This is a genomic window from Microbispora hainanensis (genome assembly GCF_006874475.1).
Lineage (GTDB): Bacteria > Actinomycetota > Actinomycetes > Streptosporangiales > Streptosporangiaceae > Microbispora > Microbispora hainanensis.
In genome coordinates, this window is record NZ_VIRM01000068.1 from 15,470 (window position 1) to 41,164 (window position 25,695).

Here is a 25,695-nt window from a genome sequence, read left to right on the forward strand (position 1 = left end):
CGAGATCGAGGATGCCACTAGCACACCTGTTACTACCTGGCTCCTGGTGACGTCGGAGCGTAGTGCTCGGGTCAACGGGGGGCGGCAGGAGGGTCCCTTTGGCAATTGCCAAGTGATGGTTGCCAACGTCAAGAAGTGGGAATAGTACGCATAAGCCTCAACGTGGCGGCTGGACCAGCCGGTTCCCGGGAGGAGGCGATGCGAGGCGGGGGCCCATCTTCTGGCTCCCTTTTCCCCGGAAACGCGCTGCTGGGCCGATGGTGGCACATCGACCCAGCGCAGACGACCATCCGACCTGCCTGCTCAGCAAAGGGATGATCCCGTGCACTCTAACAACAAGAACATGCGTGCTCCTTCCCCCACTGGATTACGGATGCGCATCATCGCCCTCCTGTGGAGGGTGGGTGAGGAGGCGTTCGCCGAGATAGACGCGTTCGCCTGGGTGCAGCGCTGGGAGATCCGGCGCGCCTGGCACACGCACACCTATCGCGACACGCGGTTCGACGCGCTGGCCGCCTGCACGGTCTGCTCGGCGAAAGGGCGGTGCCCGACAGGGCTGCCATGCCGCCGATGCCGGGGCACCGGGCGCGTCAACCTGCTCGAACCGCCGGCCTCCCGCCGGCCGGAGCGCCCCTCGGGCGGCCGGGCATGAGGCACTCCGTCAGACGGAATCCGCACCTGGTCCTGCGGTTCATCGAGCGGGAGACCTCTCCCGTCGCGCGGCCGGGACCGCTGGTGGTGCTGTGGAGGTGGCGTTACGAGGCGATGCTGCTGGTGGGAGGGCCAGCGGTCGTGGTCGTCGCCGTGCGGACGGCGGGCCCGTCCGTGACGATCGTCGCCGGATCTCTGGTCTGCCTGCTCATCCTGCTGTGGCCGCAGGCGCGCCGGGAGATGGCGGGCCGCTTCTGGTGCGTGGTGACCCCCCACCGCGTACGGAAGGCCTGCGCCGAGGCGTTGATCGTCAACCGGCGGGGCAAGCTGCCCGTGATCCTCCGTACGCGGCCGGAGCCGTTCGGCGAGCGCCTGTGGGTGTGGTGCAGGGCGGGGACCAGCCCGGGCGACCTCGAACGGGCCCGGGACATGATCGCCGCCGCGTGCTGGCTGGCCCACGGGGTGCGGATCACCAGGGACCCGCACCGGACGTCGCTCGTCATCGTGGACGTGCTGAGGCGCGCCGGCCGCCCCGTTCCCGGGGAACTGCCGGAAACCGGAGAGCGGACGCTGAGCCGGTTCCGTCCCTGACAAGGAGGACGGACCCGTGGAGAGGTCAGACAGGGGGCTTCTCGACGGCGGCGACGGTGGACAGTTCGGCGGTGCAGAAGGCGCAGCGCCTGGCGTCGACGGGGATGTCGGACAGGCACTCGGGGCACTTCTTCTCGGTGGCCTCCTTCTTGGTGTCGAAGAGGCTCAGGAAACGGGTCATCGGCAGGACGACCAGCCAGTAGATGACGGCGGCGATGATCAGGAATGTCAACAGGTGGTTGACGAAGTCGCCATACTTGAACACCGCGCCGTTGACGGTGAACGTGAAGCTGGAGAAGTCGGGTTGCCTCCCGCCGGTGACGGCCGCGATCAGGGGGGTGATCAGGTCCTCTACGAGGGCCTGGATGAGCCCGCTGAACGTCGCGCCCACGACCACGGCGACGGCGAGCTCCACCAGATTGCCCCGCATGAGGAACTTCTTGAATCCGCTCATGGGGCAACGGCCTATCTGTTTTACCTTCCCCATGCAAGGGTGTGACCCGTACGGATCTGTAAAGACCTATGCGCGGAAGGGGACGACGATGTCCGAGCGATCGGAAAGCCCCGCCGGCAATTCGTTCGGTGAGCGGCCTCCGACCAGTCATGAACGGATGACGGGGCTGCCGTGGGACGCGTCGTATCACGACGGCCCCGCGCCGTGGGACATCGGAGGTCCGCAGCCGGCGATCGTACGTCTGGCGGCCGAGGGCCGATTCGCCGGAGCGGTTCTCGACGCGGGCTGCGGCAGCGGGGAGAACGCCCTGCACGTCGCCGCGCTGGGACTGCCGGTTCTGGGGATCGACGTGGCCGAGACGGCATTGGCGAGAGCGCGGGCGAAGGCCGGCGAGCGGGGGATCGAGGCCGAGTTCGCCGTGGCCGACGCCCTCCACCTGGAGCGCTTGGGGCGCGGGTTCGAGACGGTGCTCGACTGCGGGCTGTTCCACACTTTCGACGGCGACGAGCGCCTCGGATACGTGTCGAGCCTGGCGTCGGTGACCGAGCGCGGCGGCACCGCGTTCGTGCTGTGCTTCAGTGACAGGGCTCCCGGCACCGGCCCGCATCCGGTCGGCGAGGAAGAGCTGAGGGGGCCGTTCGCCGCGGTCGGCGGATGGGATGTCGTGGCCGTCGAGCCGGATCGGGTTCACACGAGATACCACGACGACGGCGCACCCGCGTGGCTCGCCACGATCAAACGGATCTGACAACCGTCCGGGGGCTGGGCTTCGTCGGCCGGCCCTCCGGCAGCAGAAGATGATTTCGGTCCCAGGTTGACCGGTTAACGGACACCGCTGGACTTTCGGTCCTGACAGAACTCAACAGAGGGTTGTTCTGGGAGCGCTCCCACTTTAGGTATCGCTGGCCTCGATGAGAGCGGCTTCAACCCGGCCGAGCGCGGCCAGCAGTTCCCCCTTCAGCGTGAGCGGCAGACGTCCCTCCTGATAGCGGACCTCGACCTTGGTGCGTATGGCGGCCAGTCCCTCGCCGTTGCCGACGGCGTTGCGCAGCACCTGCTTGAGGTCGAGCGCGACGTCGTCGTCGATGTCGTGGGTGGCCTCCGCGCCGTCCACGAGCAGGTTGAACTGCCGGACCGCGGTGTCGACCCGCATCGGCGCGGCCGTGGTGGCCAGCGGCAGCGGCGCCACGTCGGCCTTACGCGTGGCCGAGGTCTTCGGCTGCCGCACGGTGTCGCCGGCGTGGCGCTCCTTCTTGACGACCTTGACCTTCACCGAGGGGGAGGGGCGGTGCCTGCCCGGCCCTGCCGTACCCAGGGGGTCGGCGACGGGGGCGACGGTGTGCCGGGGTTCGGCCACGGCCGCGGCCTGCGGCGGCGGCGAGGCGGTGACCTGCGACTGCGCGGGCGAGGGGGTGGGCAGGACGGTGACGGCTCCGACCTCGGGGCCCTGTGCCTGGGTGAACCACAGAATGCCGCCAAGGGCGGCTGCCCCGACGGCGGTGGCTCCCCAGCCGGCCCCGCGAGGGCCGGGCGGCTTCTTCATCGAGGTCAGCGCGGCGGCGACGGCCCGCGCGCTGGGCCGGTCGACCGGGTCGGGGCACAGGCAGCGCCGGCACAGGTCGGCGACCTCCTGCGGCAGGCCGGGCACCCCTTCAGGGGTCGGCGGCGGGCCCTCCCGCCGTGCCGCCTCGATGGCCTCCCAGGTCTTCTCCGGGTAAGGCAGCGCGCCCGTGAGCATCTCGAACAGCAGCACGCCGAGCGCGTAGACGTCCACGGCCGGGTCGGCCGTCTTCCCCTTCAACCGCTCGGGTGCGACGTACGGCGGGGTGCCGAAGTCGGCGACGAGCTGGTCGTCGGCCTCGCCGATGAACGCGGCGATCCCGAAGTCGAGCAGCTTGGGCCCGTCGTCGGCGAGCAGCACGTTCTCCGGGGTGACGTCGCGGTGGACGATGCCCCGGTCGTGCGCCGCGGCCAGCACCTTCGCCAGCCCGGCGGCGATCTCCACCGCCTCGGCCCAGGGCAGCGGCCCCTCGATGATCCGGTCGGCCAGCGACCGGCCCTCCAGCAGGCGCATGACCACGAAGGACGCCAGTCTGCCGCCGTTCGTGACCGTCTCGCCGTAGTCGTAGACCTCGATCGCGTCCGGGTGGATCAGCCGGGCCGTGGCCCTGGCCTCCCGGCGCATGAGTTCCCGTCCGGGATTGTCGTCGCCGAGCGAGCCGTCCAGCACCTTGATCGCGACCAGGCGCTGGAGTGACTGGTCGAAGGCGCGCCAAATGACCGACATCCCGCCCGTCGCTATCCGCTCCTGGAGCAGATAGCGACGGGTCAGGACGTCGCCTTCTCGAAGCTCAGGCCGATTCACGAACCACCAGTTCCGTGGGCAGCACCGGATTGCCCTTGGGATTGTCCCCGTCCCCGAGTGTCATGAGAAGCAGTCGTGCGGCGAGCGTGGCCATTTCCTCGACGGGCTGCCTCACGGTGGTCAGCGTCGGGGAGGTGTGCCTGGCCACGGGCGCGTCGTCGTATCCGATGACGGCCACGTCGTCCGGCACCTTCCGCCCGGCGCGGCGCAGTGTCTGCATCGCCCCGGCCGCCATCACGTCCGACGCCGCGAACACGGCGTCGAGGTGCGGCGCCCGTTGCAGCAGCCACTGCATGGCGTGCGCGCCCGACGCATGGGTGAAGTCGCCGTACGCCACCGGCATGTCGAGCACACCGGCGTCGCGAAGCGTCTGCCGGAAGCCCTCCAGCCGGTCGCGCGCGGCCGGCAGGGTCGGCGGCCCGGCGATGGTGGCGATGTGCTTGCGGTTGCTGAGCAGCAGGTGCTCGGCCGCCTGCCGTCCGCCGTCACGGTTGTCCATGTCGACGAACGGGAGGTCGATGCCGTCTGGCGGCCGCCCGGCACAGCGCACGGGGACGCCCGAGGCCGCCAGCGTGACCGCGAGGGGGTGCCGCGCGCGTGCCCCGATCAGCAGGACGCCGTCGACGGCGCCCGCGACCAGCGGCGGTGCGGCGATGGAGGCGGTCGCAGGGGTCGCGGTCATCACGACCATGGGGACCCCGTGCGTCGTCAGCACCTCCTCGCAGGCGGACAGGAGCCTGGCGTAGAACGGCTCGGTGAAAAGGCGTGGACTGTGCTCGCAGACGACCGCGGCGATGATCTGCTCGGCCCGCCTGCCCGCGGATCCCCGGGGGGCGCGGCGCCGTACATAGCCCAGACGCGACATCGCGTCGTGGACTTGTCGGCGGGTCGACGTGGTCACGCGTACCGAGCCGGTCAAGACCCGGGAAGCTGTTGCCGGGGAGACGCCGGCTGCGGCGGCTACCTCTGCGAGGGTGGGAAGATCGGCCATCCGGTCTCCTCGGCCCGAAGGTTCACACGGCTTGGGAGCGCTCCCAAGCGAAAGTATCACTGTTTCGCTCGTGTCAACAGAGGTTTCCTCGGTGTGAAACCTTTCGTAGAGTTTCGCTCCTGTTTGGCACAGTTGGAGGCTAGAGCACAGGGGTGATCCAGGGAAGTGAATGGGAATTTTGACACGCGATGCCCAGCTTGTCCGATAATCACCGTAAATATGCCGAAACGCCGCGCGAGGGCGGCCGGAACCGCCCGGCGGTAGGGTCCTGCGGCAAGGGATCACGGACGGACCCGCTCGCGCCGGGCCCCGGCGGGCGTCGCGGCCGTCCCCGAGCAGAACCGGAAAGGCTTCCAGTGACGACCACTATCCGCCGCCTCCCCGCCGCCACGGTCCGTGTGACGGGAACATTAACGGGCGTGCTCGCGGCGGCCCTGCTCGCCGGATGCGGAACCCCGGACCTGGCGGGCGAGGCCGCCTCACCGGCTCCGGTGGGGCAGGCGGCCGCCTCGCCCGCTGCTACGCCCGAGACGACGCCCACGACGGAGACCGCGACGGAGGCCACGCCGAGCCCCGACGCCACCGAAACCTCCGAGGCCGCCGCGACGCCGGACGAGACCGGCGCGGCGCAGCAGCCCGGCGGGAGCAAGGCCGCCGACGTGGCGTTCGCCCGGAAGATGGTCCCGCACCACCTCCAGGCCCTGGAGATGGCCAGGCTCGCGCAGACCCGGGCGGGCGACCCGTGGGTCGGGCAGTTCGCGGCGAAGGTCGCCACGGCCCGCGACACCGACATCCGCACGTTCAAGGGCTGGCTCGACATGTGGGGCGCGGAGCCCCTGCCGCGCGACCACGCGATGCCGGGCACGCAGACGCGGGCCGAGATCGAGGCGCTGGCCAAGCTGAACGGCCCCTCCTTCGACCGGAAGTACGTGACGCTGATGATCGAGCACGACAACGGCGCGATCAAGCTCGCCCGGACCGAGCAGGCCGACGGCTCCTTCGACGGCGCCAAGGCGCTGGCCACCGCCACCGTCACCGCGCTGGGCGCCGAGGTCAAGGAGCTCAAGAAATACCGCGACCTGCTCGACTGAGCCCTGCCGCCGGGACCCCTCAGTTCTCGTACGTGTCGAGCCTGGGGGGCAGGGCGTTCCAGGTGCAGAACGCCGACGACTCATGGGCGTCCCTGAGGAACGCGACCCGCAGCCACTGGTCCTCCTCCCAGACCTTGACCTCGTAGCCGTCGTTCGGGGCCGCCGTCACCACGTGGCAGTCCGTGGACGTCACCGCGATCGTCGCCCGGCCGCCCTTCAGCGTGAACGTGTGCAGGCTCTCCCCGCCGGTGGCCTTGCGCTGCCGGGGGGCGGGCGATGACTCCGTCGACCGCGCCGGCCGCGTGGCACGGGCCGGGCGCGGCGCCGGGGAGGTCCGCGTGGTCCGCACCGGAGTGGCGGCAGGCCGGGAGGGGGACGGCCGGCCGGGTGTCGCGCCGCCGGAGGGCCGCGGTCGGGACGGCTGCGCGGACGGCTCCGGGGATGGTTCCGTGGACGGCTTCCCGGACGGGCCGCCGGAGGCTTCGCCGTCCGGCGTGGGGGCGCCCGGCGAGGCGGACGGGGGCGCGGCGACGGCCACCACGGGAGCGAGGGGAGCCTCGTCGAGGATCGCGCTGCGCAACACGTCGCGCACGCCGAGCCAGGACACGCCGACGGCGACGGCGGTGGCCCCGCACCAGGCGATCACATAACCGGCGGTCCTTCTCATGTGGCCGATCACTCTAGCCCGTGATCGGAATTGGCGCCCGGTTCTTTTTCGGGCAACCTCTACTCATTTGTGCATGCCTTAAATAGCCATAAAGCCGCGTGTTTCGGATCGCTCTTCCCGGGACGCCGTGCCGGGCGGGAGTGTACGTTTCTGCCCCATGGCGACCGTTCTGGTGGTTGAGGACGACGAGTTCGTCCGATCCGCGATCATCCGCGACCTGACCGGGCGCAGCCACGCGGTCCGCAGCGCGGGCCGGGCGCTCGACGCCCTGCGAGAGATCGCCCACGTCGCCCCCGACGTGGTCGTCCTCGATCTGGGGCTGCCCGACCTCGACGGCGCGGAGGCGCTGAAGATGCTCCGCGCGATCTCCGACGTGCCGGTCATCGTGGCCACCGCGCGGGACGACGAGGCCGAGATCGTCCGACTGCTGCGCGACGGCGCGGACGACTACCTGGTCAAACCGTTCTCCGGCGACCACCTCAACGCCCGGCTTGAGGCCGTGCTGCGCCGGGCCAGGCCCGGGGCGCCGTCGTCGGTCGCGCGGGTCGGCGGCCTGGTGGTCGACGCCGACCGCAGGGAGGCCCGCCTGGACGGTGCGCCGCTCGATCTCACCCGCCGGGAGTTCGACCTGCTGGCCTACCTCGCCGCCCGTCCCGACCGTGTGATCTCGCGCAGGGAGCTGCTGGCGGAGGTGTGGCGGCAGTCGTACGGGGACGACCAGACGATCGACGTCCACCTGTCCTGGCTGCGGCGCAAGCTCGGCGAGAGCGCCTCCCGGCCCCGCTATCTGCACACGGTGCGGGGCGTCGGCGTGCGCCTCAGCCCCCCTGCAGAGGGCTGAACCCAGGTCCTGAGCGGGAGCGGCGGTGAGACGGAGCCTGGCCCTGGTGGCGGTGGCCGTGACGGCGATGGTCGCGCTGGCCTTCCTCATCCCGCTGGCCGTGGCGGTGAAGGAGATCGCCGAGAGCCGCGCGCTCGCGGACGCCGAGCGCCAGGCCGCCACGATCGTGCCCGCCCTCGTGGTGACCGACGACGCCGCCGCGCTGGAGCGCGCGCTGGCCAGCACCCCGGCGGGGACCTCGCGCCTGGCCGTCCACCTCCCGGACGGGCGTACGGTGGGCCGTTCCCGGGTCACGGCGGCCGACGTCGCGAGCGCCGCGGAAAGGGCCAGGACCGTGCCGGTCGGCAAGGGATACGTCCTGCTCAGGCCGGTCGCGCTGGGCGACGGGCGGTGGGCCGTCATCGAGGTGTACGCGCCCGAGGCCGACGCGAGGAAGGGCGTGTCCACCTCCTGGGCGGTGCTGACCGGCGTCGCGGTCACCCTGGTGGTGGGGTCGGTGGTGGTGGCCGACCGGCTCGGAGCCCGGGTGGTGCGGGCGGCCCGCAGGCTCGGGCAGGCGGCGGCGGCCCTCGGGGCGGGCGACCTGACGGTGCGCATCGCCCCTGACGGCCCGCCCGAGCTGGTGGCCGCCGGGCGCGCGTTCAACGCGATGGCCGACCAGGTCGCGGGACTGCTCGCGGCCGAGCGCGAGCTCGCCGCCGACCTGTCGCACCGGCTGCGCACCCCGCTGACCGCGTTGCGGCTCAACCTGGGCGGCACCGGACCCGAGGCCGAGCAGCGCAGGCTCGCCATCGACCGGCTCGAACGGGCGGTCGACGAGATCATCGAGGCCTCCCGGCGGCCGTCCAGGGCGGTGCCGGCGGGATGCGACGCCGCGCTCGTGCTCCGGGAACGGCTCGCCTTCTGGTCGGCGCTGGCCGAGGACCAGGCGCGGCCGTGGCAGCTCGTCGGCGCCGACGAGCCGAGCCCGGTGCCGGTCGCCGCGGCAGACCTCGGCGCGGTGGTCGACGCGCTGCTCGGCAACGTCTTCCGTCACACGCCGCAGGGCACGGCCTTCCGCGTCACCCTGCACCGGGGGAGCGGCATGGTCGGCATCCTCGTCGCCGACGCGGGCCCGGGCATCCCCGATCCCGAGAAGGCGCTGCGGCGGGGCAACAGCGGGGCCGGCTCGACCGGGCTCGGTCTCGACATCGCCCGGCGGCTGGCCGAGTCGACGGGCGGCGGGGTGCGGATCGAGCCCTCGGCGCTCGGGGGCACCGGCGTCAACCTGTGGCTGCACACCGACGGCCGGGCCGCGGGCCCGCGTCGCCGCCTGCTGCGGCGCACCCGGGCCCACGGCTCCCACTCCTGACCTTCTGCCGGGATCGTCCGCCGATCGTCCGAAAACTCCTCCTGTCGCGAGGCGAATTCGGGGGACCGCAACCGAAGAGAAGCCGGGCGGGTGATCACGCGTTCTTCAGGGCCTCCGCGAGGGTGTCGCGCAGCGGCGTGGCCGGCCGGCCGATGAGGCGGGACAGGTCGCCGGGGGTGGCGCCGAGCCAGCCGTCGGCGATACCGGCGTCGGTCTGGGCGAACATCGCCGCGACCGGCTCGGGCAGGCCGTGCGCCTCCAGGATCTTGGCGTACTCGGCGACGGGCAGGTCCCGATATTCGACCGGCGCGCCGGACAGCTCGGAGACCAGGGCGGCCAGCTCGGGCAGGCTCCAGGCGACGTCGCCCGTCAGCTCGTACACCGCGCTGCGGTGGCCGTCACCGGTCAGGACCGCGGCCGCGGCGGCGGCGAAGTCGGCGCGCGCCGCCGAGGCGACGCGGCCGTCGCGCGCGCTGCCCGCGATGACGCCGCTCTGCACGGCCTGCCGGGCCGTCGCGACGTAGTTCTCGTGATACCAGCCGTTGCGCAGGAACGCGAAGGGCACCCCGCTCGCGCGGATGTACTCCTCGGTCGCCTTGTGCTCGGGCGCGAGGCCCAGCGGGGTGGTGTCGGCGTGCAGGATGCTGGTGTAGGCGAGCAGCTCCACACCGGCGGCCTTCGCGGCGTCCACCACGGCCTTGTGCTGGCCGACGCGCCGGCCGACCTCGCTGCCGGAGATGAGCAGGACCTTGGCGGCGCCCTTGAACGCCGGTCCGAGCGTGTCGGGACGGTCGTAGTCGGCCTCGCGCACCTGGACGCCGCGCTCGGCCAGGTCGGCCGCCTTCTGCGGGCTGCGCACCGCCGCCACGATGTGCGAGGCGGGCACGTGCCCGGCGAGCTCCTCGACGACCAGACGGCCGAGGTGTCCGGAGGCTCCGGTCACGACGATCATGGTTTCTCCTCCACAGCGCTTTCCTTTGGTTAGTGCTTTCTATCAGAAAGTACTTCGGGAGCGTAAGCTTGCGGCATGGAGGAGTTCGAGGACTTCGTCGCCGATGTCTTCTCGCGGAAGTGCACGTCGCGTTCGGTGCTGGAGACGATCACCGGCCGGTGGGCGATCCTGGCGCTCGCGGCCCTGTACGAGGCGCCGTACCGCTTCAACGCGCTGCGCCGCCGCGTCGACGGGGTGAGCGAGAAGATGCTGTCCCAGACCCTCCAGGCACTCGAACGCGACGGCATCGTGCTGCGCGAGGCCGAGCACACGATCCCGCCCCGGGTCGAATACAGCCTCACCCCGCTCGGCCGCGAGGCCGCCGAGCGCCTGCTTCCCCTCATCGCCTGGACGGAGGAGCGCATGCCCGACGTCGTCGCGGCCCGCCTTCGCCACGAGGGACGCTGACCGGGAGCGCCACGGGACTCGCCGGCCTTCAGCGCCGCTAAGGACGCCGCCGCGAGTCGGCGCAGGTCACCGGTGCTTTGCTCGCCGATGGGCGGTTCAACCCGTTGCCATACACGCAGTTAACGTGGCGAGACTGTCGAAGCCATTTCCGGGCAGGCACGATGTCTTGTGAACGACATTCAGCACCACGATCCCGCGCGCGGGGTTCCCGGGACCGGCCGGGCCGTGAGCGGGCGCGACCATAGAGCCGGTGGGCTCCGGGACCTTCCCGGCGCGACCGCCGAGCCGGAGGGCGAGGAGGTCCAGTGAGGGAGATCTGGCCGGGGGATTCCTATCCGCTCGGGGCGACGTACGACGGCGCGGGCACCAACTTCTCGCTCTTCTCGGAGGTGGCCGAGCGCGTCGAGCTGTGCCTGTTCGACGACGACGGCAACGAGGAGCGCGTCACGCTGAGCGAGGTGGACGGCTTCGTCTGGCACTGCTACCTGCCCGGTGTGGGGCCGGGCCAGCGGTACGGCTACCGCGTCCACGGGCCCTACTCGCCCGCCGACGGCCTGCGCTGCAACCCCGGCAAGCTGCTGCTGGACCCGTACGCCAAGGCGGTGGAGGGCTCGGTGCAGTGGGACCAGGCGGTGTACGGCTACCGCTTCGGCGAGCCGGACAGCCGGGACGACAGCGACTCGGCGCCCTACGTGCCGAGGTCGATCGTCGTCAACCCCTTCTTCGGCTGGGGACACGACCGGCCGCCGGCCACGCCGTACCACGACACGGTGATCTACGAGGCGCACGTGCGCGGCCTGACGATCAGCCACCCGAAGATCCCCGAGCGGATCCGGGGTACGTACGCGGCCCTGGGCCACCCCGAGATCATCGACCACCTCACCTCGCTCGGCGTGACCGCGATCGAGCTCATGCCGGTGCACCAGTTCGTGACCGACCACATGCTGGAGAAGCGCGGGCTGTCCAACTACTGGGGCTACAACACGATCGGCTTCTTCGCGCCGCACAACGCCTACTCCAGCTCGGGGCAGCGCGGCGGGCAGGTGCTGGAGTTCAAGGCGATGGTGAAGGCCCTGCACGAGGCGGGCATCGAGGTGATCCTCGACGTCGTCTACAACCACACGGCGGAGGGCAACCACCTGGGCCCGACCCTGTCGATGCGGGGCATCGACAACGCCAACTACTACCGCCTGGTCGAGGACGACCGGCGCTACTACATGGACACCACCGGCACCGGCAACAGTCTGCTGATGCGCAGCCCGCACGCGCTGCAGCTGATCATGGACTCGCTGCGCTACTGGGTGCGCGACATGCACGTGGACGGCTTCCGCTTCGACCTCGCGGCCTCCCTCGCCCGCGAGCTGCACGAGGTCGACCGGCTGAGCGCGTTCTTCGACCTCGTGCAGCAGGACCCGGTGCTGTCGCAGGTCAAGCTCATCGCCGAGCCGTGGGACGTCGGCCCCGGCGGCTACCAGGTCGGCAACTTCCCGGCCCGCTGGACCGAATGGAACGGCCGCTACCGCGACACGATCCGCGACATGTGGCGGGGCGAGCCCGCCGCGCTGCCGGAGTTCGCCGGCCGCCTCACCGGGTCGAGCGACCTCTACCAGGACGACAGCCGCCGCCCCGCCGCGTCGATCAACTTCGTCACCTGCCACGACGGGTTCACGCTCCAGGACCTCGTGTCGTACAACGACAAGCACAACGAGGCCAACGGCGAGGACAACCGCGACGGCGCCGACGACAACCGCTCCTGGAACTGCGGGGTGGAGGGCCCGGCCACCGGCCCGGTCGCCCAGCTCCGCGAGCGGCAGAAGCGCAACTTCCTGGCCACGCTGTTCCTGTCGCAGGGCGTGCCGATGCTGTCGCACGGCGACGAGATCGGCCGCACCCAGCAGGGCAACAACAACTCCTACTGCCAGGACAACGAGATCAGCTGGGTCGACTGGGGCGCGACCCTGGACGCCGGCGCGAGGGCCGACGCGGGAACCAGGGAGAAGCGCCAGCTCCTCGACTTCACCCGGCGCCTGGCCCGGCTGCGCCGCGACCACCCGGTCTTCCGCCGCCGCCGCTTCTTCTACGGCCGGCCCGTACGCGGATCGCACGACGAGCTGAGCGACATCGCCTGGCTCACGCCGTCCGGCACGGAGATGACCGACGCCGACTGGACGAACGGCTACGCCAAGGCGCTGGCGGTGTTCCTGAACGGCGACTCCATCACCGAGCCCGACCGGCGCGGCCGGCGGATCAGCGACGACTCCTTCCTGCTGCTGTTCAACGCCCACCACGAGGTCATCAAGTTCACGATCCCGGACGACTACGGCGAGCTGTGGGCCACCGACCTGGACACGGCGATGCCGGTGATGCGCGAGTCGCGTGTGTGCCGGGCCGGCGAGGCCGTGCCCGTGAGCGGCCGGTCGGTGCGGGTGCTGCGCAGGGTCCGGCCGGGGCTGGGAAGTGTCTGACCAGCGCCGATGCCCGAATAGAGTGCGCTTCGGCCGTTAGTCCCTGGCACACCGGGCAGGAGGGGAGCCGCGATGGGCGCTCCTCCTGCCCGACGCGCTGGTGGCAGGGGCGCGCCCGTGCCGTGCACTATGAACACGACCTCCGGAAACGCGCTGTGAAAGGCGGTTCGGTGACTTCTACCTATCGGGTGCAGCTGACGCCCGGCTTCGGATTCGCCCAGGCCGCGAGCCTCGTCGGATATCTCCGCGACCTGGGGGTGGGCCACCTCTATCTGTCGCCGATCCTCCAGTCGTGCCGGGAGTCGCAGCACGGCTACGACGTGACCGACCACGGCCGCCTACGTGAGGAGTTCGGCGGCGAGGAGGGCCTGCGGGCGTTGGCGGCCGAGGGCATGCCCCTGATCTCCGACATCGTGCCCAACCACATGACGGTGCCGGTGCCCGAGTCGGACAACGCCCAGCTCTGGGCGGCGCTGCGCGACGGGCCGGGGTCGCCGGCCTCCCGGTGGTTCGACTTCCAGTGGCCGGTCACCCTGCCCGTGCTCGGCGACGACGCCGGCGAGGCGCTGCGCATCGACGGCGCCGCGGGTGGCAGGGTGCTGCGTTATCACGGCCACGCGTTCCCGATCAGGCCCGGCACCGAGCACCTGCCGCTGCCGGAGCTGCTGGAGGCCCAGCACTACAGGCTGGCCCACTGGCGGGACAGCCCCGGCTATCGGCGGTTCTTCGACGTCTCGTCGCTGATGGGCCTGCGCGTGGAGGACCCCGAGGTCTTCGAGGCCACCCACGCCGTCACCTTCCGCCTCATCGAGGAGGGGCTGATCCACGGGCTGCGCGTCGACCACCCCGACGGCCTGGCCGACCCCCGCGGCTACCTGCGGCGGCTGCGCCCCCACGTGCCCGGACCGCTGTGGGTGGAGAAGATCCTCATCGACGGCGAACGGCTGCCCGCCGACTGGCCGTGCGACGGCACCACCGGATATGACGCGCTCAACATGGTCACCCGGCTGTTCGTCGACCCGGCCGGCCGCGACGCGCTGATCGAGACGTTCGGCCGGCACACCGGCGTGCGCGACGACTACGAGACCGTGCGCCACGACTCCAAGAAGTACGTGATCGACCTGTTCTTCTCCGGCGAGATCGACCGGCTGACCGACGATCTCGGCGATCCGGCGCTGCGCGAGGCCGTCGTGGAGCTGCTGGCCGCGATGCCCGTCTATCGGGCGTACGTGAACCCGGGCGAGCAGCCGTCCGCCGAGTCAGAGGCGATCATCGAGCAGGCCGCGGCCCTGGCGGCCACCAGGACCGACCCCGCCGCGGTGGCCAAGGTGGCCGACCTCGTCCTGTACGGCCCGCCGGAGGCGGTCACCCGCTTCCAGCAGACGTGCGGGCCGGTGATGGCCAAGGGCGTGGAGGACACCGCGCTCTATCGGTGGTATCCGCTGGCCTGCCTCAACGAGGTCGGCGGGGAGCCCGACAGGTTCGGGGTGTCGCCCGCCGAGTTCCACGCGTTCTGCGCCGGGCTGCCGCCGCGGACGATGACCACGCTGTCGACCCACGACACCAAGCGGTCGGAGGACGTGCGCGCCCGGCTCGCGGTGCTGTCGGAGCTGCCCGAGGAGTGGGCGATGGCCGTCGGCTCCTGGGCGGCGGCCGTGTCGTTCGACCCCAGGCTCGACTACCTCGCCTGGCAGTCGCTGATGGCGGCCTGGCCGATCCCGCTCGACCGTTTCACCGACTATCTGCTGAAGGCGGCGCGCGAGGCCAAGACGTCCGTCTCCTGGCTGAACCCCGACCCGGCGTACGAGGAGGGCGTCAGGGACTTCGCCCGGCGGGCCATCGACGCCTGCGGCTACTCGGTCGCCGCGTTCACCGAGGTCGTGGACCGCTACGCCCGGGTCAACTCGCTGGGGCAGAAGGCCGTCCAGCTCCTCATGCCGGGCATCCCCGACGTCTACCAGGGCAACGAGATCACCGACTTCTCGCTGGTCGACCCGGACAACCGGCGGCCGGTGGACTTCGAACGGCGCCGCCGGCTGCTCGCCGAGCCCGACGACAGCTGGGACGGCCAGAAGATCCGCGTCACCGCCGCCGCTCTGCACCTGCGCACGCGGCTCGGCCCCGAGGCGCCGTACGCGCCGGTCGAGGCGGGGGAGCACGCGGTCGCGTTCACGCGGGGCGTCCCCGGGCAGGGGACCGCCGCCGTCGTGGTCGCGACCCGGCTGCCGGTCGGGCTGGAGCGCAGGGGCGGCTGGGGGAGTGAGACCATCACGCTGCCGCCGGGGCGCTGGCGCGACCTGCTCACCGGCGCCGAGCACGCCGGCGAGGTGCGGATGGGCGGCCTGCTGTCGGCCTGTCCGGTCGCGATTCTCGAATCCTGATCAGCGGGGGAGACGACACATGTTCGAGGTGTGGGCGCCGGTGGCGGCGCGGGTCGAGGTCGAGCACGGGGGCGCCCGGCACGCGATGGCGCGGGGCGAGGGCGGGCGGTGGACCGCCCCCGGCGACGAGCACGACCTCGACTACGCCTTCTGGGTGGACGGCGACGGGCCGTTCCCCGATCCCCGCACGCGGCGGCAGCCGTACGGGGTGAACGGCCCGAGCCGGGTCTACCACCACGACAGGTTCGCCTGGACCGACCAGAGCTGGCACGGGCGCGACCTGCGCGGCGGGGTGATCTACGAGCTGCACATCGGCACGTTCTCGCCCGAGGGCACCTTCCAGGGGGTGGCCGACCGGCTCGGCCATCTGGTGGAGCTCGGCGTCGACTTCGTCGAGATCATGCCGGTGCCGCCCGTGCCGGGAAGGCGCAACTGGGGCTACGACGGCGTGGACCTCTACGCGGTCTTCGAGGAGTACGGCGGGCCCGACGGGCTCAAGAGCCTGGTGGACGCCTGCCACCGGGCCGGTCTCGGCGTGATCCTCGACGTCGTCTACAACCACCTCGGGCCGTCCGGCAACTACCTGGCCAAGTTCGGGCCCTACTTCCACGACGCGAAGGGGTCCTACTGGGGCGACGCGGTCAACCTCGACGGGCCCGGCTCGGACGAGGTGCGGCGCTACTTCATCGAGAACGCCCTGCAGTGGCTGCGCGACTACCACGTCGACGGGCTGCGCCTCGACGCCGTGCACGCCCTGCACGACAAGCGTGCCGTCCACTTCCTGGAGGAGCTGTCGGCCGAGGTCGACACGCTGTCGGCCGCCGTGGGCCGTCCGCTGACGCTCATCGCCGAGTCGGACCTCAACGACCCCCGCATGGTCACCCCGCGCGAGGCCGGCGGCCTCGGCATGCACGCGGCCTGGAACGACGACGTCCACCACGCCGTCCACGCGAACGTCACGGGGGAGAGCAACGCCTACTACGGCGACTTCGCCACGCTGTCGTCCCTGGCCAAGGTGCTCACGTCCGGCTATTTCCACGACGGCACCTACTCGTCGTTCCGCGGCCGTTCGCACGGCAGGCCGGCGACCGGGGTGCCCGGCCACCGGTTCGTCTGCTGCGCACAGAACCACGACCAGATCGGCAACCGGCCCGAAGGCGACCGCATGCGGCCCGAGCAGCTCCGCCTCGCCTCCGGGCTGCTGCTGACCTCGCCGTTCACGCCGATGCTGTTCATGGGCGAGGAGTGGGGGGCGACCACGCCGTTCTACTTCTTCACCGACCACTTCGAGCCGCACCTGGCCGCGGGCGAGGGCGAACGGCGCAGGAAGGAGTTCGAGGGCTTCGGCTACGACTGGAAGGCCCCCGAGCCGGGCGACGAGACGACCTTCCTGAGCTCGAAGCTCGACTGGGAGGAGCCGGCCAAGGGCCAGCACGCCGCGCTGCTGGGCTGGTATCGCGACCTGATCGCGCTGCGCAAGTCGCGTCCCGACCTCACCGATCCCCGCCTCGACCGGGTGCGGGTCGAGGTGGACGAGGACCGCCGCGTCGTGGTGATCGAACGCGGCTCGCTGCGGATCGCCGCCAACTTCGCCGACTGCCCGGTGCCCGTACGGCTGGCCGCGTCGCGGCTCCTGCTCGCCTCCGACGACTCCGCCCGCCTGACCGGCCACGTCCTCGACCTCCCCGCCCGCTCCCTGGCCGTCCTGGAGGTCTGACAGCCCCGCAATCTGGCGTCCTCAGAAGCGCTGTCATAGGCTTGCTCGTGCAGAGAACCTGCATGAAAACGCAGATGACGAGTAGACGCCAGGCGTCGATGGGGAGATCGTGGTGCTGCTCCGCTTTCGGGTGGCCAATCACCGATCCATAAGAGATGAGCAGGAGCTGTCGCTCATCGCCACGGAGTTCGACGAGGGGACGGCACGGCCGACCGGCCTCCGCCACCGAGGGCGTGATGTCCTGGCGCAGCCCGTTGTGGGCGTCTTCGGAGCCAATGCCTCGGGGAAGTCCAACCTGCTCAGCGCGCTTCTGGCGATGAGAGAGGCGGTGCGGAACTCGTTCGCCGACTGGGCGAAGTCGCCGGAGGCGGTGCCCCGGGAGCCGTTCAAACTCGACGCCGAGTCACGCGAGAAAACGACCCTCTTCGAAGTCGACCTCATGCTCGGCCGGGAGCCGATCCGCTATACCTACGGCTTCGAGTTGTCGGATGAGCGGGTGGAAGCGGAATGGTTGCACGCCTACCCACACGGCCGCCGGAACGTCTGGTTCGACCGCGAGGCGGCTCGGCCCGTATCGGAAGGCGGGGAGTTCGTCTTCAAGGGAGAGGGCTTCAAGGGCGAACGCGATGCTCTGGTGAAGTTCACCCGGCCCAACGCGCTGTTCCTGTCCACCGGCGTCACGTTCAACGATCCTCAGTTGTCCGCGATCCATCGGTGGTTTCTGCGCGGCCTGCGGACTGTCTGGCCGGGAAGAATCCGCAAGTCCCGGCCGTACCCGACACGTAATCTGCTGACGAACCCGGAGTTCACGGATCGCTATCACGCACGGATCGCCGATCTCCTGCGGTCGGCCGATCTGGGGATCACCAGGCTCGACACGGACCCGGAGACCGGCGAGATCAGACTCTGGCACTGTACGCCGGATGGGGGCGAGGTCCCTCTCGACTTCTATTCGGAAGAATCCCTGGGCACGCATGCCTGGTTCGTCTTCCTGGGCCCCATGCTCAGCGCGTTGGATCAGGGGTCGGTGCTCGTGGTCGACGAACTGGATTCGAGCCTGCATCCCACGCTCGCGGCGGAGGTCGTGCGCGTCTTCCAAGATCCCGATGCCAACCCTCGTGGCGCGCAACTGCTGTTCACGACGCACGACGCGACCCTGCTCGGCGGTGCGGTGCTCGACCGCCCACTCGGCCGGGACCAGGTGTGGATCACCACCAAGAAGCGCTCGGGGGAGACCGAGCTGTACCCGTTGAGCGAGGTGAAGCCGCGCAAGGAGGAGAACCTTGAGCGCGGTTATCTCCGAGGCCGTTACGGTGGGATTCCGCGTGTGACGGCGGGTGAGGTCGCGCGCGAGGTTGCCCGGCAGGAGGCGAAGGCGACGGCGTGAGCAGGCGCATAGAGGACGGCAGGGAGCAGAGAGCACGCAGGAGACGCGGCCGGCTGGACGACGAGCGCCCGCTCACGCGCAGGCTCGGGTCGCGTAGGCGGGAAGTGCGCGTGCTGTACGTGGCATGCGAGGGCGAATCGACGGAACCGGACTATTTGCAGTATCTGAACGAGCAGTTCGGCGACGGTGACGGCCGGGAACGGCAGCCCTTTCGTATTCAGCCGGTCTACCGGAAGAACGGGATGACCCCGTCCCAGGTTGTGGAAGCAGCCAGAGCAGCCGCCGCGGAAGACGAGGCATGGGCGCTCTTCGACCGCGATCGCTGGGACGACATCCCCCAGGCGATCAAAGCGGCGGCTGAGTCCCGGATCGAGCTCGCATTTTCCCATCCGTCCACCGACGTGTGGCGGCTGCTGGTCGCGCTGGGAATCGCCTGAGACATGTGCATCTACTGATCAGGCCTTTGGTAAGGCCTTGTCGAGGATGAGGTCGGCGGCGTGCCAGGCCATCGCCATGATGGGGCCGTTGAGGTTGCCCGAGATCATCGTGGGCAGCACCGAGCAGTCGACGATCCGCAGGTTGTCGAGGCCTCTCACGCGCAGCCGCGCGTCGACCACGTCGTCGTCGTGCGGGCCCATGGCGCAGGTGCCCATCGCGTGGTAGCCGCAGTAGCCGCCGCCGAGCGCCGCGTCGATGATCTCCTCGTCCGAGCCGACCCCGGGACCGGGAAACGTCTCGGACGCCAGCCGTCCCGCGATGGGCTCCTGGGCGAAGTATTCGCGCATGCGGCGGAACAGGTCGACGCCGACCTGCCGGTCGTGCTCCGAGCCGAAGTAGTTGGGCTCGATGTGGAGCGGCGCGGCGGGGTCGGCGGAGGTGATGGCCACGCTGCCCTCCGCCGTCGGGCGGAGGATCTCGGCGACGACCGAGACCCCCGGTTGCCGCTCGACCGCGACCGTCTCGCCCGCCCGGTAGGTCGCCACCGACCACGGCCCCATCAGCAGCTGGGCGTCCGGCCGGTCCAGCTCGGGACGGGTCTTGAGGAAGGCGATCACGTCGTAGGCCGGAGCGGCGAGCGGGCCCCTGTGGTTCATCAGGTAGCGCAGTGCGGTGAGGCCCTGCCGCAACGGCGTGGACAGCATGCGGTTGTAGCCCAGGTCGTCCTTCAGGCGGAACTTCAGCGCCAGGCACCGGTGCTCGCGCATGCGGGCGCCGACCATCGGCCGGTCCAGCCGGACCTCCACGCCGGCCGCCCGCAGCACCTCCGCGGGGCCGATGCCGGACGACTGCAGCAGCTTCGGCGTGCCCAGGCTGCCCAGCGCCAGGACGACCTCCCGGGCCGCCCGATATTCGACGGTGGCGCCGCCGGCGTCCCGGGCGGTGACCCCGACGACCTTGTCGCCGTCGAACAGCAGCCCGGTCACCGTCGTCCCGGTCACGACGGTGAGGTTGCTCCGGTGGCGTACGGGGTGGAGGAAGGCCCGGGCCGCGCTGAACCGCCGCCCGTCCTTGATGGTCGCCATCGCGTGGCCGACCCGTTCGTCGTCGGACTCGTTGACGTCCGGCATCGCGGTCAGGCCGAGTGCGGCGCCGGATGCGATCATCTCGTCGCAGAGCGGATCGGGGTCACGCGGAGGGGACACGTGCAGCGGCCCGCCCGCCCCGCGCGTCGCCGTGGCGCCCAGGGCGTTGTCCTCCATCGCCCGGAAGATCGGCAGAATCGTGTCCCAGCCCCAGCCGGGGTTGCCGAGCCGTACGAGCTCGTCGTAGTCGGCGCGGTGGCCGCGGTTGTACACCATGCCGTTGATGGAGCTCGACCCGCCGAGCACCCGCCCGCGCGGCCAGATCTCGGCCTGCCCGTCGGGACCGAACGGCTGTGTCCGGTAGTGCCAGACCTTCCGCGGATCGTCGAACAGCTTCCCGAACCCCTTGGGCACCTGGTAGAGCGGGTGGCGGTCGGCGCCGCCCGCCTCGACGAGCAGCACGCGGACGGCGGGATCCTCCGACAGCCGGTTCGCCAGGACACATCCGGCCGAACCGGCCCCGATCACCAAATAGTCGATCATGCCCCCATCTTGCCCACGCGGCTCCGGTGAGGACAGATCTCTAGGCGGCCTGGGCGGCGGGCAGTTCGAAGGTGACGGTGTCGGGGACGGCGGTGTAGAGCCGCCAGCTCAGGCAGGTGCGCTGGGCGACGACGGTCACGTGCAGGCCGCGGCCCGCCAGCCAGAGGGCGAGGTCGGCGAAGTAGCCGTCGCCCGACCCGATCACCGCCCGCTCGAACCGCAGGTCCACCCGGGTCGTACGGGCCGCGTCGTCGAGGGCGTGGTCGGCGCCGTCCGGGCCCGAACGGGCCAGCAACTGCACCCCGCGCAGCACGATTCCCACGGAGACGAGCGCGTTGTGGTTGACCGCCACGATGAACTGGTCGAGCGGCCCGACCGGCACCGTCCGCTGGTAGGTGCTCATCACCCGCCGTACGTCATGGGTGGTCGGCAGGGGAGATCCGGTCAGGTTCTCGATGTCCAGGAGATGGATCGCGCGCCCGCGACGCAGTGACCTGAGGCGAGTGATGGGGGTGCTCACGATCCTTGCTCCCTTCCATGCCGACTCCAGGCGTCCATTAGAGCATGTGTTGACACAATCAACCAGACCTTGGCGGGACGTTGCCCATGTCCGGGGCATCGGATATCGTCCGGTCGGATCGAAGAACCGGCGGAAGGCGGAGCGGCGTGCGGCGAGACGTACACGTCACCGCGGCGGACATCGCCCGCCTGGCCGGCGTGGGACGTGCGGCGGTCAGCAACTGGCGGCGCAGGCACGACGACTTTCCCGAGCCCGTGGGAGGCACGTCCACCAGCCCGGCCTTCTCTCTCGCGGAGATCCGTGAGTGGCTGCGCGGCCACACCGAGGGCAGGGACCTTCCCCCGGACGAATGGCTCTGGCAGGACCTGCGCACCACCGTCGACGACGACGATCTCGCCGACCTGATCGCCGACCTCGGGGCCTTCCTGGTGTACGTGCAGCACGAGGCCGACGACTGGGCCAGGCTCTCGGCCGGGGCCGACGAGGAGGTGGCGCGGGAGCTTCCGGCCCGGGTGCGCGCCGCGTGCGCGGAGACCGTCAGCGCGGAGGCGTTCCCCGAGACCGTTCCGGTGACCCGTGTGCCGCTGGTCCGCTCGATCGCCCGCCTGGCCGCCGAACGCGGCGCCCGCGACACCTTCGAGTTCCTGCGTGAGCGGTACTTCGAGGTGCACACCCGGCGCGTCTACTCCACCCCCGCCGAGATCGTGACGCTGACGCTCGACCTCGTGGGCGACGGGTTCCGCTCTCTGCTCGACCCGGCCTGCGGCTCGGGCCGCATCCTCGGCCGCGCGCTCGAACGCTCGCCGGGGGCCCGGCTGCTCGGCCAGGACGCTGATCCCGTGGCCGCCCGGCTCGCCGCCGTACGGCTCGCGCTGCGCTGCGACACCGCGCGGATCAGGGCGGGAGACTCCCTGCGCGCGGACGCCTTCCCGGGCGAGCTGGTGGACGCGGTGGTGTGCAACCCGCCGTTCAACGACCGCAACTGGGGTTACGAGGAGCTGACGGCCGACCCCCGGTGGGAGTACGGCCTGCCGCCGCGCGTGGAGCCGGAGCTGGCCTGGGTGCAGCACGCGCTCGCCCACCTGGCGCCGAGAGGCGTGGCCGTGCTCCTCATGCCTCCAGCCGTCGCCTCCCGCAGATCGGGCCGCCGGATCAGGTCTCAGCTGCTGCGGCGCGGCGCATTGCGCGCGGTCATCGCGCTCCCGCAGGGCGCCGTGCCCAACGTGGCGGTCGGCCTGACGCTGTGGATCCTGTGCCCGCCGCCCGAGGGCGGCACGCCGAGTCAGGTGCTGATGGTCGACACCTCCGGCAGACCGCACGACTACGCCGGGGTGGCCGCCGCGGCCTGGCGCGAGTTCAGCGCCGGTCGCGAGCTGGACGAGCCGGGCGTCAGCAGGTCGGTCCCGCTCGTCGATCTGCTCGACGACGACGTGGACCTCACGCCCGCCCGCTACCTGTCCACCGCCGCCGACGACCTGTCACCGGAGCGCATCGCCGAAGCCCGCTCCCGGCTCGACGAGCTGCTGGGGACCGTCGCCCGGCTGCTGCCGTCCGTCGCGGCGGCGCCGGCGGACGAGCTCGCCCTGGCCCCGCTGCCCGAGCTGGTGCGGCGCGGCATGCTCGTGGTCGAGCAGCAGACACCGGCCCGGCCGGGAGAGAAACCTCTCCGGGGGGCGCCGGTGCTCACCGTCGAGGACGTGCTGGCGGACCGGCCCGCGACGGGATCCTGGGAACAGGCCGGAGCCCGGCCGATCGTCACGCGGCCCGGCGACGTCGTGGTGCCGCAGGTCGTCGCCGTCCCGGTCGCGCGGGTGGTGACGAAGGGCGACGCCCTGCTCGGCCCCTACCTGTCCCTGCTGCGGCCCGATCCCGAGGTGCTCGACCCCGACTTCCTGGCCGGTTTCCTCTGCGCGTCGGTGAACGTCCGCCACTACACCTCCATGTCCTCGCGCTATCGCGTGGACGTACGGCGTGCGGAGCTGCCGCTGCTGCCGTTGGAGGAGCAACGCCGCTATGGCGCGGTGTTCCGGCGCCTGGCCGACTTCCGGTCGGCCCTGCGGGAGGCGGCGACGCTCGGCGAGGACCTGGTCAGGCTGGTCGCCGACGGCCTCGCCCACGGCGCCGTACGGCCGCCGAGCAGGGTCGGCTGACGTGAGCGGTGAGCTGGAGCACCTGGCCGCCCGGCTGCGCGAGTTCGTCCGCGAGCGCGACTGGGAGAGGTTCCACACGCCCAAGAACCTGGCGATGGCCCTCGCCGGAGAGGCGGGGGAGCTGGTCGCCGAGTTCCAGTGGCTGACGGCCGAGGAGTCGTGCGACCTCGGCGAGGACGCCCTGCGCAGGGTCCGCGCCGAGCTCGGGGACGTGACGTTGTATCTGGTCAGGCTGGCCGACGCGCTGGGCGTCGACCTGGCCGAGGCGGCGAACGCCAAGCTGGACGAGAACGAACGCCGCTACGATCCCGAGACCTACCGCGGCTCGGCCAGGAAGGCGCCCCCGCTGACCTCGTGACGTCCCCGTCGCCCGGTCACGCCTCCGGGCGGCGAGGCGGGGGCGGCGTCATCGATCCCTTCGGCCACCTGGCGGGCGACGGCCAGGCGAGGAGCTGGAACCAGACGGACTTGCCGTACGGCGTGAGGGTCCAGCCCCAGTGGTGGGAGCATGCCTGGACGATGGCGAGCCCCCGGCCGTACGGGTCGAGCGCGCCGGCGCGCCGCAGCCGGGGGAGCTCGGGGCAGGGGTCGTGGACGTCCACGACGAGCAGGTCGTTCTCCCGGCTGACCGTGACCCGGACCGTGCCCGCCGGCGAGGCTCCGCCGACGCCGGTCGTGCCGTGGATGAGCGCGTTGGTGATGAGCTCCGACGCCAGGAGCTCGGCGACCTCGGGGACCCCATCGGCCGCGTTCCAGTCGGCGGCCGCATCTCGGACGAACCGCCGCGCCGAGGCGACGCAGCGGGTGTCGCGGGGCAGCCATTTCTCGCCGAGGACGGGGACGAGGCGGTCGGGCGTATAGCGATATTGGGCCAGCACCGTGCGGGCCGCGATTGCCTCGGTCATCGGCGTACTCCCGTTGTCGAAATCCATGTCCAGACTGTCCGCTCACGACTACTGTAAGTGTCGATTTCGTTACCAAGAACGACATTTGAAGGTCGTGTCCATTCGTTGAACTCCGACACAAGGGGGCGTTGTGGTTGATGTCTACTCACCACAGGCGATATGGGGCAGAGAGTTACGGCACTACCGGCAGGCGGCGGGGCTGACCCAGGCCCAGCTGGCCCACAAGGTGCATTTCAGCGAGTCGCTGATCAGCGGTATCGAGACCGGCCAGCTTCCGGCCAGTGCGGAGTTCGCGCGGTGCTGCGACGAGGCGCTGTCCACAGGCGGCGCGCTCTACCGCCTGCTCGACTGGCGCAAGGGCCAGGTGTCCCCCTCCTGGTTCGGCAAGTGGCGCGACAAGGAACAGGTCGCCACCACACTTCGCTCCTATCAGCCGCTTGTCATACCGGGCCTGCTGCAGACAGAGGCGTACGCCCGCGTGCTGTTGTCGGGGGACGAGACGGCGGTGGCCGCACGGCTGGACCGTCAGCGGATCCTCACCCGTGAGGATCCGCCACCTCCGATCCTCCGATGCGTCATCGACGAGGCCGTTTTGCATCGGCCGATCGGGGCAGCGCTGGTCATGCGCGAACAACTGCATCACCTGCTGGCGATGGTGGGCCCGAGGCTGAGCATTCAGGTCGTCCCGCATGGGATGCATTCGGGCTTGCTCGGTGGGTTCTCCATTGCGACGCTGGACGGAGGAAACGATCTGGTCTATATGGAGACGGCCGTCCGGGGCCTCACTACGAGCGACCAAGAGGACGTCACGGCAGCCATCGAGTGCTTCGAAGCCATCCGCACCGAGGCGTTGCCGCTGAGCATGTCCACCGACCTCATCAGAAAGACAGTGGAGGAGAGATGGACCTGAGCCGGGCGCGCTGGCGCAAGTCGAGCTACTCGGGAAGCAACGGCGGGGACTGCGTCGAGGTGGCGGAGATCGATGGCGACGGACCCGAGCACAAGAGCGGCCGGTTGATCGCCGTACGGGACTCAAAGGACCCCGACGGCCCCGTGCTGTTCTTCACCCCTGAGGAGTGGAAGGCGTTCCTGCTCGGCGTCCACGCCGGCGAGTTCGAGCCGGCCCCCTGAGGCCGCGGCCCGTCCAGTACGCCGTGCCGTGACGAGGTCCTCATCCGGGCCGCGGACAGCAGTGCCTTGCTATTCGTTCAGGGTCGTGGACCGGCGGATGCGCTGGACCAAGCGCCAGACGTCGCTGCTGGGATTCGACCTGGACGGCGAGCCGTCGCCGTCATGCTTGCGGTCCAGAGCCTGGGCCCGGCTCATGGCTATCTCGTGGTGCTCGATCAGTTGCTCCAGGCTCTCGTCGTGAGGACCTTGTCGCAACCGAGGAGTGCTTTCGCCGAATCCTGCGCCTCGTAGCGGTCGATGCACGGGTTCGACACCGCGATGTTGATCGAGTTCAGGGACGCCAGTTCGATGGCCCGGGCAAGGGAATGATGCTCGTCGACGTCGAAAACGCACCAGTACTCATCGAAGCTCTGCCACGCCCGCGCTTCTGCTCGCGAAGGTCGGATTCCCTGCGATGACGCGCCGCCTCGACGAGTTGCAGTGGACCGCCGTGAAAGTCTCCGATCACGACGATCACCTGATTTCCGTCTTCCGTCCCTCGGTGAATACCAGGATTTCGCGGCGTTGAACGG

25 protein-coding genes are annotated in these 25,695 nt (G+C 70.9%); 16 read left to right on the plus strand and 9 right to left on the minus strand.

What is annotated here, in order from left to right:
• Positions 1 to 373: 373 nt before the first annotated feature.
• Positions 374 to 652 (plus strand): hypothetical protein, encoded by a 279-nt coding sequence (locus FLX08_RS35885; RefSeq protein ID WP_142624713.1) that lies wholly within the window; start codon positions 374 to 376, stop codon positions 650 to 652.
• Positions 649 to 1,242, plus strand: coding sequence for a hypothetical protein (locus FLX08_RS35890; protein WP_142624714.1), 594 nt, complete (start codon positions 649 to 651; stop codon positions 1,240 to 1,242). The genes FLX08_RS35885 and FLX08_RS35890 overlap by 4 nt, the downstream gene beginning before the upstream one ends.
• A gap of 25 nt (positions 1,243 to 1,267) precedes the next feature.
• Here FLX08_RS35890 and mscL read toward each other — a convergent pair whose 3' ends face one another.
• A complete protein-coding gene (mscL, locus tag FLX08_RS35895) occupies positions 1,268 to 1,696 on the minus strand; it encodes a large conductance mechanosensitive channel protein MscL (protein ID WP_142624715.1) in 429 nt (142 codons plus the stop codon).
• A gap of 157 nt (positions 1,697 to 1,853) precedes the next feature.
• Here mscL and FLX08_RS35900 point away from each other — a divergent pair, with 157 nt between their 5' ends.
• The gene (locus tag FLX08_RS35900) at positions 1,854 to 2,444 is read left to right on the plus strand and encodes a class I SAM-dependent methyltransferase (RefSeq protein ID WP_142624716.1); all 591 of its coding nucleotides are present in this window, start codon (positions 1,854 to 1,856) and stop codon (positions 2,442 to 2,444) included.
• A 144-nt stretch (positions 2,445 to 2,588) separates the two neighbouring features.
• On the opposite strand, the gene FLX08_RS35905 is transcribed toward FLX08_RS35900, so the two are convergent.
• A complete protein-coding gene (locus FLX08_RS35905; protein ID WP_208761881.1) occupies positions 2,589 to 4,061 on the minus strand; it encodes a serine/threonine-protein kinase in 1,473 nt (490 codons plus the stop codon).
• Positions 4,048 to 5,052 (minus strand): LacI family DNA-binding transcriptional regulator, encoded by a 1,005-nt coding sequence (locus tag FLX08_RS35910; RefSeq protein ID WP_142624718.1) that lies wholly within the window; start codon positions 5,050 to 5,052, stop codon positions 4,048 to 4,050. Before FLX08_RS35910 ends, FLX08_RS35905 begins: the two co-directional genes overlap by 14 nt.
• A gap of 356 nt (positions 5,053 to 5,408) precedes the next feature.
• Between FLX08_RS35910 and FLX08_RS35915 the strand changes: the two genes are divergently transcribed.
• Positions 5,409 to 6,143, plus strand: coding sequence for a DUF305 domain-containing protein (locus FLX08_RS35915; RefSeq protein ID WP_167530703.1), 735 nt, complete (start codon positions 5,409 to 5,411; stop codon positions 6,141 to 6,143).
• 19 nt (positions 6,144 to 6,162) lie between these two features.
• Here the strand turns inward: FLX08_RS35915 and FLX08_RS35920 are convergent, their stop codons facing one another.
• Entirely contained in the window at positions 6,163 to 6,810 is a 648-nt protein-coding gene (locus FLX08_RS35920) for a hypothetical protein (protein WP_142624720.1), read from the minus strand.
• A 157-nt stretch (positions 6,811 to 6,967) separates the two neighbouring features.
• On the opposite strand from FLX08_RS35920, the gene FLX08_RS35925 reads away from it, so the two are divergent.
• Positions 6,968 to 7,651 (plus strand): response regulator transcription factor, encoded by a 684-nt coding sequence (locus FLX08_RS35925; RefSeq protein WP_142624721.1) that lies wholly within the window; start codon positions 6,968 to 6,970, stop codon positions 7,649 to 7,651.
• A 25-nt stretch (positions 7,652 to 7,676) separates the two neighbouring features.
• The gene (locus FLX08_RS35930; protein ID WP_142624722.1) at positions 7,677 to 9,002 is read left to right on the plus strand and encodes a sensor histidine kinase; all 1,326 of its coding nucleotides are present in this window, start codon (positions 7,677 to 7,679) and stop codon (positions 9,000 to 9,002) included.
• Between the two features lie 94 nt (positions 9,003 to 9,096).
• Here the strand turns inward: FLX08_RS35930 and FLX08_RS35935 are convergent, their stop codons facing one another.
• Positions 9,097 to 9,954, minus strand: a complete 858-nt coding sequence (locus tag FLX08_RS35935) for an SDR family oxidoreductase (protein ID WP_142624723.1) — start codon at positions 9,952 to 9,954, stop codon at positions 9,097 to 9,099.
• Between the two features lie 75 nt (positions 9,955 to 10,029).
• Here FLX08_RS35935 and FLX08_RS35940 point away from each other — a divergent pair, with 75 nt between their 5' ends.
• From FLX08_RS35940 to FLX08_RS35965, 6 genes are all read left to right on the plus strand, one after another.
• A complete protein-coding gene (locus tag FLX08_RS35940) occupies positions 10,030 to 10,401 on the plus strand; it encodes a winged helix-turn-helix transcriptional regulator (RefSeq protein WP_142624724.1) in 372 nt (123 codons plus the stop codon).
• A gap of 305 nt (positions 10,402 to 10,706) precedes the next feature.
• Complete coding sequence (gene glgX / locus FLX08_RS35945) at positions 10,707 to 12,866, plus strand: glycogen debranching protein GlgX (RefSeq protein ID WP_142624725.1); 2,160 nt, start codon at positions 10,707 to 10,709, stop codon at positions 12,864 to 12,866.
• Between the two features lie 170 nt (positions 12,867 to 13,036).
• Positions 13,037 to 15,247, plus strand: coding sequence for a malto-oligosyltrehalose synthase (treY, locus tag FLX08_RS35950; RefSeq protein WP_244313134.1), 2,211 nt, complete (start codon positions 13,037 to 13,039; stop codon positions 15,245 to 15,247).
• Positions 15,248 to 15,266: 19 nt separating this feature from the next.
• Entirely contained in the window at positions 15,267 to 16,964 is a 1,698-nt protein-coding gene (treZ, locus tag FLX08_RS35955) for a malto-oligosyltrehalose trehalohydrolase (RefSeq protein WP_142624727.1), read from the plus strand.
• A 109-nt stretch (positions 16,965 to 17,073) separates the two neighbouring features.
• On the plus strand, positions 17,074 to 18,351 hold the full coding sequence (locus FLX08_RS35960; protein ID WP_244313135.1) for an AAA family ATPase: 1,278 nt from the start codon (positions 17,074 to 17,076) through the stop codon (positions 18,349 to 18,351).
• 110 nt (positions 18,352 to 18,461) lie between these two features.
• Positions 18,462 to 18,788 (plus strand): RloB family protein, encoded by a 327-nt coding sequence (locus FLX08_RS35965; RefSeq protein ID WP_167530704.1) that lies wholly within the window; start codon positions 18,462 to 18,464, stop codon positions 18,786 to 18,788.
• 18 nt (positions 18,789 to 18,806) lie between these two features.
• Here FLX08_RS35965 and FLX08_RS35970 read toward each other — a convergent pair whose 3' ends face one another.
• Both FLX08_RS35970 and FLX08_RS35975 read right to left on the minus strand, forming a co-directional pair.
• Complete coding sequence (locus FLX08_RS35970) at positions 18,807 to 20,417, minus strand: GMC family oxidoreductase (protein ID WP_142624729.1); 1,611 nt, start codon at positions 20,415 to 20,417, stop codon at positions 18,807 to 18,809.
• 40 nt (positions 20,418 to 20,457) lie between these two features.
• On the minus strand, positions 20,458 to 20,937 hold the full coding sequence (locus FLX08_RS35975) for a PIN domain-containing protein (protein ID WP_142624730.1): 480 nt from the start codon (positions 20,935 to 20,937) through the stop codon (positions 20,458 to 20,460).
• 146 nt (positions 20,938 to 21,083) lie between these two features.
• Here FLX08_RS35975 and FLX08_RS35980 point away from each other — a divergent pair, with 146 nt between their 5' ends.
• A complete protein-coding gene (locus FLX08_RS35980; protein WP_208761882.1) occupies positions 21,084 to 23,087 on the plus strand; it encodes an N-6 DNA methylase in 2,004 nt (667 codons plus the stop codon).
• Position 23,088: 1 nt separating this feature from the next.
• Complete coding sequence (locus FLX08_RS35985) at positions 23,089 to 23,445, plus strand: nucleotide pyrophosphohydrolase (protein ID WP_142624732.1); 357 nt, start codon at positions 23,089 to 23,091, stop codon at positions 23,443 to 23,445.
• Between the two features lie 16 nt (positions 23,446 to 23,461).
• Here FLX08_RS35985 and FLX08_RS35990 read toward each other — a convergent pair whose 3' ends face one another.
• Positions 23,462 to 23,992 carry an ATP-binding protein gene (locus tag FLX08_RS35990; protein ID WP_167530705.1) on the minus strand — a complete coding sequence of 177 codons (531 nt, stop codon included), beginning with the start codon at positions 23,990 to 23,992 and terminating at the stop codon, positions 23,462 to 23,464.
• Between the two features lie 130 nt (positions 23,993 to 24,122).
• Here FLX08_RS35990 and FLX08_RS35995 point away from each other — a divergent pair, with 130 nt between their 5' ends.
• Both FLX08_RS35995 and FLX08_RS36000 read left to right on the plus strand, forming a co-directional pair.
• The gene (locus FLX08_RS35995; protein WP_142624734.1) at positions 24,123 to 24,902 is read left to right on the plus strand and encodes a helix-turn-helix domain-containing protein; all 780 of its coding nucleotides are present in this window, start codon (positions 24,123 to 24,125) and stop codon (positions 24,900 to 24,902) included.
• Entirely contained in the window at positions 24,893 to 25,123 is a 231-nt protein-coding gene (locus FLX08_RS36000; RefSeq protein ID WP_142624735.1) for a DUF397 domain-containing protein, read from the plus strand. The genes FLX08_RS35995 and FLX08_RS36000 overlap by 10 nt, the downstream gene beginning before the upstream one ends.
• 215 nt (positions 25,124 to 25,338) lie before the next feature.
• Here FLX08_RS36000 and FLX08_RS36005 read toward each other — a convergent pair.
• Positions 25,339 to 25,695, minus strand: a 357-nt coding sequence (locus tag FLX08_RS36005) for an RloB family protein (protein WP_142624736.1), incomplete at its 5' end; no start/stop codon positions are given.

Coding starts and splice junctions, on each gene's coding strand:
- FLX08_RS35925 (WP_142624721.1), top strand. CDS start 6,968: ATGGCGACCGTTCTGGTGGTTGAGGACGACGAGTTCGTCCGATCCGCG.
- FLX08_RS35920 (WP_142624720.1), bottom strand. CDS start 6,810: ATGAGAAGGACCGCCGGTTATGTGATCGCCTGGTGCGGGGCCACCGCC.
- FLX08_RS35900 (WP_142624716.1), top strand. CDS start 1,854: ATGACGGGGCTGCCGTGGGACGCGTCGTATCACGACGGCCCCGCGCCG.
- FLX08_RS35940 (WP_142624724.1), top strand. CDS start 10,030: ATGGAGGAGTTCGAGGACTTCGTCGCCGATGTCTTCTCGCGGAAGTGC.
- FLX08_RS35970 (WP_142624729.1), bottom strand. CDS start 20,417: ATGATCGACTATTTGGTGATCGGGGCCGGTTCGGCCGGATGTGTCCTG.
- FLX08_RS35990 (WP_167530705.1), bottom strand. CDS start 23,992: ATGACCGAGGCAATCGCGGCCCGCACGGTGCTGGCCCAATATCGCTAT.
- FLX08_RS35935 (WP_142624723.1), bottom strand. CDS start 9,954: ATGATCGTCGTGACCGGAGCCTCCGGACACCTCGGCCGTCTGGTCGTC.
- FLX08_RS35885 (WP_142624713.1), top strand. CDS start 374: ATGCGCATCATCGCCCTCCTGTGGAGGGTGGGTGAGGAGGCGTTCGCC.
- treZ (WP_142624727.1), top strand. CDS start 15,267: ATGTTCGAGGTGTGGGCGCCGGTGGCGGCGCGGGTCGAGGTCGAGCAC.
- mscL (WP_142624715.1), bottom strand. CDS start 1,696: ATGAGCGGATTCAAGAAGTTCCTCATGCGGGGCAATCTGGTGGAGCTC.
- FLX08_RS36000 (WP_142624735.1), top strand. CDS start 24,893: ATGGACCTGAGCCGGGCGCGCTGGCGCAAGTCGAGCTACTCGGGAAGC.
- FLX08_RS35890 (WP_142624714.1), top strand. CDS start 649: ATGAGGCACTCCGTCAGACGGAATCCGCACCTGGTCCTGCGGTTCATC.
- FLX08_RS35910 (WP_142624718.1), bottom strand. CDS start 5,052: ATGGCCGATCTTCCCACCCTCGCAGAGGTAGCCGCCGCAGCCGGCGTC.